The organism is Mesorhizobium sp. M1334, from assembly GCF_040317995.1.
In the GTDB taxonomy this organism is placed as follows: Bacteria; Pseudomonadota; Alphaproteobacteria; order Rhizobiales; family Rhizobiaceae; genus Mesorhizobium.
Window position 1 is genome coordinate 69943 of the sequence record NZ_JAMYLM010000026.1, and the last position, 7146, is coordinate 77088.

At 62.7% G+C, this 7146-nt stretch carries 10 protein-coding genes and 1 pseudogene; all 11 read right to left on the reverse strand.

The annotated features are described in order from the left end of the window. Nucleotides 1–15: 15 nt before the first annotated feature. On the reverse strand, nt 16–450 hold the full coding sequence (locus tag NKH17_RS28645; RefSeq protein ID WP_352480186.1) for a GtrA family protein: 435 nt from the start codon (nt 448–450) through the stop codon (nt 16–18). Beyond that, the gene (locus NKH17_RS28650) at nt 443–1135 is read right to left on the reverse strand and encodes a class I SAM-dependent methyltransferase (protein WP_352480185.1); all 693 of its coding nucleotides are present in this window, start codon (nt 1133–1135) and stop codon (nt 443–445) included. The genes NKH17_RS28645 and NKH17_RS28650 overlap by 8 nt, the downstream gene beginning before the upstream one ends. Then, on the reverse strand, nt 1135–2175 hold the full coding sequence (locus NKH17_RS28655; RefSeq protein ID WP_502901905.1) for a glycosyltransferase family 2 protein: 1041 nt from the start codon (nt 2173–2175) through the stop codon (nt 1135–1137). The genes NKH17_RS28650 and NKH17_RS28655 overlap by 1 nt, the downstream gene beginning before the upstream one ends. A gap of 78 nt (nt 2176–2253) precedes the next feature. Further along, on the reverse strand, nt 2254–3213 hold the full coding sequence (coaA, locus tag NKH17_RS28660; RefSeq protein WP_352480184.1) for a type I pantothenate kinase: 960 nt from the start codon (nt 3211–3213) through the stop codon (nt 2254–2256). An 18-nt stretch (nt 3214–3231) separates the two neighbouring features. Continuing rightward, a complete protein-coding gene (locus tag NKH17_RS28665; RefSeq protein ID WP_254815934.1) occupies nt 3232–3558 on the reverse strand; it encodes a phosphoribosyl-ATP diphosphatase in 327 nt (108 codons plus the stop codon). 36 nt (nt 3559–3594) lie between these two features. After that, complete coding sequence (gene hisF, locus NKH17_RS28670) at nt 3595–4389, reverse strand: imidazole glycerol phosphate synthase subunit HisF (RefSeq protein WP_254816374.1); 795 nt, start codon at nt 4387–4389, stop codon at nt 3595–3597. Beyond that, nucleotides 4386–5216, reverse strand: a complete 831-nt coding sequence (locus tag NKH17_RS28675) for an arginase family protein (protein ID WP_352900370.1) — start codon at nt 5214–5216, stop codon at nt 4386–4388. The genes hisF and NKH17_RS28675 overlap by 4 nt, the downstream gene beginning before the upstream one ends. Continuing rightward, nucleotides 5213–5962, reverse strand: coding sequence for a 1-(5-phosphoribosyl)-5-[(5-phosphoribosylamino)methylideneamino]imidazole-4-carboxamide isomerase (hisA, locus tag NKH17_RS28680; protein WP_352480182.1), 750 nt, complete (start codon nt 5960–5962; stop codon nt 5213–5215). Before hisA ends, NKH17_RS28675 begins: the two co-directional genes overlap by 4 nt. Before the next feature lie 2 nt (nt 5963–5964). Continuing rightward, a complete protein-coding gene (locus NKH17_RS28685; protein WP_352480181.1) occupies nt 5965–6255 on the reverse strand; it encodes a DUF1330 domain-containing protein in 291 nt (96 codons plus the stop codon). Between the two features lie 3 nt (nt 6256–6258). Further along, the gene (gene hisH, locus NKH17_RS28690) at nt 6259–6909 is read right to left on the reverse strand and encodes an imidazole glycerol phosphate synthase subunit HisH (protein WP_352480180.1); all 651 of its coding nucleotides are present in this window, start codon (nt 6907–6909) and stop codon (nt 6259–6261) included. A 1-nt stretch (nt 6910) separates the two neighbouring features. After that, nucleotides 6911–7054 (reverse strand): annotated as a pseudogene (locus NKH17_RS33515) (DUF2628 domain-containing protein); the annotation flags it as partial. Nucleotides 7055–7146 lie beyond the last annotated feature (92 nt).

Consider the following 7146-nt stretch of genomic DNA (forward strand, 5'->3'; position numbering starts at 1 on the left):
GGTCCGGGAATCGCATCATCTCGAGCCGTTCCGCAAACCTAGACCAGCGCTGGCGAATACCCAGTGGCGAAGCATCACATAGTTGACGAGCGGGATTACGAGGCATGTCAGCACAATCGGAATCTGCGCCTGCAGGCCCAGAATCCCGGACAACACGGCGGGCAGAAGAAATGACACCGCCAGACCAAGCAATGTCAGCACGAAAAAGCGAGGCGCCTCGAAACGATGCGCCCCGCTGGACGCGAAGGTAAAATACTTGTGGCCGGCGTAGGAGTAGAGGGCCGCGATGACGTAAGAGAGCACCGAGCCAGAAGCGGGCCGCATCAATGGCGTTTCCCCCATCGAAAATACCGCGGCAAGCAGTGCGTAGAGCAGAGTGGCGCCAAGGCCGATAATCAGGAAACGCGCCGGCTGCTTTGCAAGTCTGAAGCCCGAACCGGCGCTAAACACGGCCGCTGCATATATATTGCGCCCCGAGCGGCAGGTGCGAGACCCAGCCCTCGACCTTGCGCGCGACCGAATTCGCGAAAGGAAACATCAGAAAATGTCTACCTTCGACCTCTGTGAGGCCGGCTGTCTCCATGAGATTCCCGGCTTGGCGGCGACTGATCAGGACAGCATCTTCATCGAAGGGGCAGCGGAAGACGGCAAGGCGTGTCAGCGGATTGTACGGGTTGTGCTCGATCACCGAGACAACGCCGCCGGGTCGGACGACGCGTCGCATCTCGCAAACAAAGCTCGGCCAATGTTCAGGCGGCACATGATGGACGACGCAAACGGCGAATGCGAGGTCGAATGTGCCATCCGCGTAAGGCAGCACGGGAGCCGTGTAGTCGGCATAGGTGACCCAGGGGTTTTCCTCACGCGCCCGGGCGATGGATTCCCTCGAAATGTCGCAGCCGTGAAGGTCTGGAAAAAGCGGCTTCACGTAAGGATGCAGCGCGCCGATCCCGCAGCCGACATCAAGCGCCCGAACGCTGCCGTCGCGCCTCGCGATACCGCGTGTCGCGATCAGGTCGGCGAGAGGGGCCAACTTGGCCTGCAGGAAGAAGTCATGCTTCAGCCCGGAGAACCTGATCGAGTCGTCGACCGTCCTGTTATAGGTGGTGCGATATTGATCGAAGAGTTCGGCCATCAACCAAACCTTCTGTCGCGTGACGCCGACAACGTCGCCTCGGTGTTTCGATTGTCGACTTCCGCCCGGAGCGCGTCCTCGAAGCCAGTAAGGCGATCAATGACGTAGAGCGGCCGGCGCTTGATCTCGGAGTGGATCCCGCCGACATAGAGGCCGACGATACCGGTCATGAACAGGTTGATCCCCGACAAGAAGGAAACAATAACAACTGTCGACGTCCAGCCTTGGACAACACCGAAACTGAATGCCCAGGAAGCCACGGCGAAGAGCCCGAGCAGCGCGGCTACCCCCGAGATAGCGAGCCCGGCCCAGAGCGCCATACGCAAGGGTTTTTCCGAAAAGCCGATGACCCCGTGGACAGCCAGGCGGAGCATCTTCCAGAAAGGATACTTTGTTTCACCTGCGGCGCGCGCCGGCCGCTCGAATGAGACCGCCGTCTGCTTGAATCCCATCCAACCGAACATGCCGCGCACGAAACGGTTGCGCTCCGGCATCTGCTTGAACGTATCGAGAGCCTTGCGGCCGATTAGCCGGAAATCGCCAACGTCGCGGGGAATGTCGACCGAAGTCATCTTCTCCATCAGCCGGTAGAAGATGCTGGCTGTCAGCCGTTTGAACCAGGTTTCGCCTTCGCGCCGCATACGCCTCGCGTAGACGATTTCATAGCCCTCCTTCCACTTTTCCACCAGTTGGAGAACGACTTCCGGGGGATCCTGGAGGTCGGCATCCATGACCACCACGGCTTCGCCGGCAGCCGCATCCATGCCGGCCGTAATTGCAATCTGGTGCCCGAAATTGCGCGACAGTTCGATCAGCCGGAAGCGTGGCTCCTCGGCAACCATCCCACGCAGGTAGATCACACTCGTGTCGGTACTGCCGTCGTCGACGAAAATAGCCTCTGCCGGTGCGTCCAGCACGTCGAGCAGGGCGACTATTCGCCGGATAAGGAGTGGAAGAACCGCCTCCTCGTTGAAGATCGGAATGACCAGGGAATAGCGGAGCTGCGTCGCACGAACTCCGGTACTGCTCGCGTTGATCACAGACTGCTCCCGACAGATCCGCTGGAATTGCCCATCGAACACTAGCCGGGATAGCCTAAGGCGCCGTTAACCGCGCCGTTACAGTTTCCTGAGCGCCACTTCCTCGACCAGATGGTTGGCGCCCTTGCGCAGGATGAGATCGGCTCGGGCGCGGGTCGGCAATATATTCTCGCGCAGATTCTTCAGGTTGATGTTGGTCCACAGACCCTCGGCGATGGCGCGGGCCGCATCCTCGGAAAGTTGCGAATAGCGGTGAAAGAAGGAGGCCGGGTCGCGGAAGGCGGTTTCGCGCAACCGCATGAAGCGGGCGATATACCAGTGATGGATCAGCGCCTCCTCCGCATCGATGTAGATGGCAAAGTCGAAGAAATCCGACAGGAAAGGCACGATCTTGCCGTCCTTCGGCAGCTTGCCCGGCTGCAGGACGTTAATACCTTCGAAGATCAGGATGTCGGGCCGGTCGATGGTTTGGAACGCGCCCGGAATGACGTCATAGGTCAGGTGCGAATAGACTGGCGCGCGGACGTTGCGCTGCGCCGATTTGATGCCGGACAGGAAACGCAGCAGCGCGCCGACGTCGTAGCTGTCGGGAAAGCCCTTGCGCTCCATCAGATTGTTGCGGCGCAGGACTTCGTTCGGCAGCAGGAAGCCGTCGGTGGTGACCAGGTCGACCTTGGGACTCGACGGCCAGCGCGCCAGCAGCTCCTTTAGCACGCGCGCCGTGGTCGATTTGCCGACCGCGACGGAACCGGCAATGCCGATGATGAACGGTGTCTTGGCCGCGTCCAGCGCGTTGAAGAAGGCCTGGCGCTGCCTGAACAGGAGTTGACTGGCTTCGACATGAGCCGACAACAGCCGCGACATCGAAAGATAGATGCGCTCGACTTCGTGGAGATCGACCGGATCGTTCAGCGACCGCAGACGACGGATTTCGTCCTCGGTGAGCGTCATCGGCGTATCGGCGCGGAACCGCGACCATTGCTCGGCCGAGAAGAAACGATAGGGTGAATACTTCTCGGTAGGAGCGAGCTGGTCCATCGAGTTCCTCCGCAGCGATCAGCCCCGGTCCAGCCGAGACGCCTTTTCGGCGATGCCCGAACGACCGGTGCGGCGTTCAAGCTCGTTGAGCACATCGCTCAGCGGAATGTCCGCTATGCCGAGAACGACAAGCCAATGATAGATGAGATCGGCGCTTTCCGAAACAAGCGCGTCCCGGTCGGCGCTGACGGCTGCGATTACCGTTTCGACCGCCTCTTCGCCGAGTTTCTGCGCTGCCTTGCTCATGCCGCGCTGAAAGAGCTTGGCCGTCCACGAATCCGGATCGCCGGAACGCGCGCGTTCGCCAATAATCTTCTCCAGATCGGAGAGCGAGAACTCGGTCATGACGGCGTTTACAGCCTCTTCTTAGCCGGAAAGGCTCTAGGACCGATTACCCGGCGAGTCCAGCCGCATCGGCAGTCCGGCCTGAGCCATGTGCAGCTTGGCTTCGGCGATGCTGTAGGTGCCGAAATGGAAGATCGACGCCGCCAGCACCGCGCCGGCATGGCCGTCGCGAATGCCTTCGACAAGGTGGTCGAGCGTGCCGACGCCGCCGGAAGCGATGACCGGCACGCGTACGGCATCGGCGACCGCGCGGGTAAGGGCGATGTCGTAGCCGGCCTTGGTGCCGTCGCGGTCCATCGATGTCAGCAGGATCTCGCCGGCGCCGAGATCGACCACTCGCCGAGCGAACTCGACGGCGTCGATGCCGGTCTTCTCGCGGCCGCCGTGGGTGAATATCTCCCAGCGATCGGCCTCGCCCGCAGCGGACACTTTCTTGGCATCGATGGCGACGACGATGCACTGGTTGCCGAATTTGTCCGCTGCTTCGGCGACAAAATTTGGGGTCTTCACCGCCGCCGTGTTGATCGACACCTTGTCGGCGCCGGCCAATAGCAGCTTTCTGATGTCGGCGACCTGACGGACGCCACCGCCAACGGTCAGCGGCATGAAACATTGTTCGGCGGTGCGGGCGACGACATCGAAAATGGTCTCGCGGTTTTCCGACGAGGCGGTGATGTCGAGAAAGCAGAGCTCGTCGGCGCCGGCCGCGTCATAGGCTTTTGCCGCTTCGACGGGATCGCCGGCATCGACCAGGTCGACGAAATTGACGCCCTTGACGACACGACCGTTCTTGACGTCGAGACAGGGGATGACGCGGGCTTTCAGCATCAGATCCTCTCGATCGCCGCAAGAAAGTCGACGAGCAGCTGGCCGACGACGGGCTCGGACTGGGAATCAAAGGCCGGGTCGTATGCCGAGAGCGTAACGCCCACGATCGGGATGGACCTGGCCAGTCCGCAGGCAAGCTGCCGTAGCTGTTCCGGGCTCGGACCGCCCGGATGCGTGTAGCGGTTCACCTGCAGCACATTCGGATCGACGACGTCCAGGTCGAGATGCAGATGCGCCCGCATAGTCCCTGTCGCCGTGAGCTTTTCGATCATATGGAGTGCGCCGGCACATTCGGTGCGCACGATCGGCAAGGCTTCCAGTAGGCGCTTTTCGTCGGGATCGAGGTCGCGGGCATCGACCAGCAGGCAGCGCGCCGGGTCTATCGGCCGGAACCCCGGAATCGCTGCCGCCATCGGACGCCAGCAGAGCCCGAGAGTCGCCGCCAGCGCCATGCCGTCGAGAAAGCCGTAGGGCGACGTCTCCGGCGTGTTGAGATCGCCATGCTGGTCGATCCAGATGATCGAATCCGCGGCTTCACCGGCAACCGCACCGGCGGCGGTCAGACAATTTCCAGCAAGGATAATCGGGAAGCGTCCTCCATCGCGGGCGAGGCTAACCTTGGTCGCTACAGTGTTGCAGACGGCAAAGCCGGTTGCGATTTCGCGCCCCTGCTCGTCTCCGACCTTGCCGATATCTTCGACGGTGACGTCATGGCCGGCCACGGTCAGGGCTTCGACGAGCCCACCGCCGATGATAGCGTCCGGCCCCTGGCCGCACCCTTCATGATGGTGCCCGCTGTCATAAGGGGCGACGATAATCGAGACTTTCATGATGACGCCCCTGCCGTCGGCTTGCCGCGCAGGATCGCCAGCGCCTCGGCCGGATCGATGCGGCCGTCATAAAGCGCGCGGCCGGAGATCGCGCCTTCGAGCTTGCGGGCATCGGGCATGGTCATGCGCACGATGTCGGCGATCGAGGCGAGCCCGCCCGAAGCGATGACCGGGATCGACACCGCGTCGGCGAGATCGATGGTGGCGTCCCAGTTGATGCCGGTCAGCACACCGTCGCGGTCGATATCGGTGTAGATGATGGCGGCGACGCCGGCACCCTCGAATTTCCTCGCCAGTTCGATCACGCCGAGACTCGAGGCCTCGGCCCAGCCTTCGACCGCGACCTTGCCGCCCTTGGCATCGATGCCGACGGCGATCTTGCCCGGGAATGCCTTGCAAGCCTGCCTGACCAGATCCGGATCGCGCACCGCTACGGTGCCAAGAATGACGCGGGCAAGCCCACGGTCGAGCCAGTCCTCGATCTGCGCCAGGGTGCGGATGCCGCCGCCGAGCTGCACCGGATTGCTCGTCGCCTTTAGGATGCCGCCGACCGCCGCGCTGTTGACGCTCTGGCCCTTGAAGGCGCCGTTGAGGTCGACGACGTGCAGCCATTCGAAGCCCTGCTCTTCGAAGGCGCGCGCCTGGGCCGCCGGATCGTCATTGTAGATCGTCGCGGTCGCCATGTCGCCGTGCCGGAGGCGCACGCATTTGCCGTCCTTGAGGTCTATGGCCGGAAACAGGATCACCTTCAGGCGCCTTCGACGATGACAAAGTGCCCGGTCGAGCCGGCGAGCCTGTACTTCAAGGCCTCCTGGTATTCAGGCGAGCCGTAGCATTCCAGCGCCATTTCATAGGATTCGAATTCCACCAGCACGTGGCGATTGCCGGTCGGTCCTTCCGGGCTGGTATACCGCCCGGCGCGCACCGGGAACTTCGCGCCGTATTTCGCGAAAGCCGCGGCATTGGCCTCGATGTACTGCTTGTAGATCTCGGGATCGTGGACATCGACCAATGCCATCCAATAGCCCTTCTTGCTCATGGTTCAGGGCCTCCAGCCTAGGAAATTGGTGATCAGCGCCAGGCCCAGCGCCTGGCTCTTCTCGGGGTGGAATTGCGTTCCGGCCAGGTTGTCGCGGACGACAGCGGCCGTTATCGGGCCGCCATAGTCGGCAACCGCCAGCACCTCATCCTCTTCCCGTGCATCCAGATGGTAGGAGTGGACGAAATAGGCGTGCAGTCCCTTGCCGCCCGTCGCAATGCCGGAAAACAGCGGATGCTTGCGCTTCAGGTCAATCGTGTTCCAGCCGATCTGCGGGATCTTCAGCGTCGGATCGGCCGGCGTGATCTCCTTGACGTCGCCGGCGATCCAGCCAAAGCCCTTTGTGACGGTCTTTTCCAGGCCTCGCTCCGACATCAGCTGCATGCCGACGCAGATGCCGAGGAACGGCCGAGCCTTGGCGATCGCCACCTCCTCGACCGCCTCCCACATGCCGGCGACCGCACGCAGTCCAGCGGCGCAATCGGCATAGGCGCCGACGCCGGGCAGGACGATGCGGTCGGCGGTCCTGACCCGCTCGGCATCGGCGGTGAGTTCAATCGCGGCGGCAATGCCGGCTTCATGCGCGGCACGCTCGAAGGCCTTGGTGGCCGAGCGCAGATTGCCCGACCCGTAGTCGATGATCGCGACCCTCATCTCAGGGCTTTCCCGGAATATGGTTCAGCCCCAGTGCCAGGCCCATCTGCGCCGGCCGGGCATGTGCTGCGTCTGGGACGATACGCTGCCCAGGAGTTTGTGCATCCGAATCCGCAGCGGCTTCCAACACATAGCGGATGTCGGCGTGGGGGGCCCCGGGGGGCCCGCCCCCCCCCCCCAAAATACCCCCCCCCCCGGCCCCGGGGGGAAATAGCCAACCAATTTCCCACCCCCCCC

What these genes read in the sequence shown, in the direction of transcription:
- NKH17_RS28675 (WP_352900370.1), bottom strand. Translation starts at nt 5,216, where the DNA reads ATGAAAGTCTCGATTATCGTCGCCCCTTATGACAGCGGGCACCATCAT.
- NKH17_RS28650 (WP_352480185.1), bottom strand. Translation starts at nt 1,135, where the DNA reads ATGGCCGAACTCTTCGATCAATATCGCACCACCTATAACAGGACGGTC.
- hisH (WP_352480180.1), bottom strand. Translation starts at nt 6,909, where the DNA reads ATGAGGGTCGCGATCATCGACTACGGGTCGGGCAATCTGCGCTCGGCC.
- NKH17_RS28665 (WP_254815934.1), bottom strand. Translation starts at nt 3,558, where the DNA reads ATGACCGAGTTCTCGCTCTCCGATCTGGAGAAGATTATTGGCGAACGC.
- coaA (WP_352480184.1), bottom strand. Translation starts at nt 3,213, where the DNA reads ATGGACCAGCTCGCTCCTACCGAGAAGTATTCACCCTATCGTTTCTTC.
- NKH17_RS28685 (WP_352480181.1), bottom strand. Translation starts at nt 6,255, where the DNA reads ATGAGCAAGAAGGGCTATTGGATGGCATTGGTCGATGTCCACGATCCC.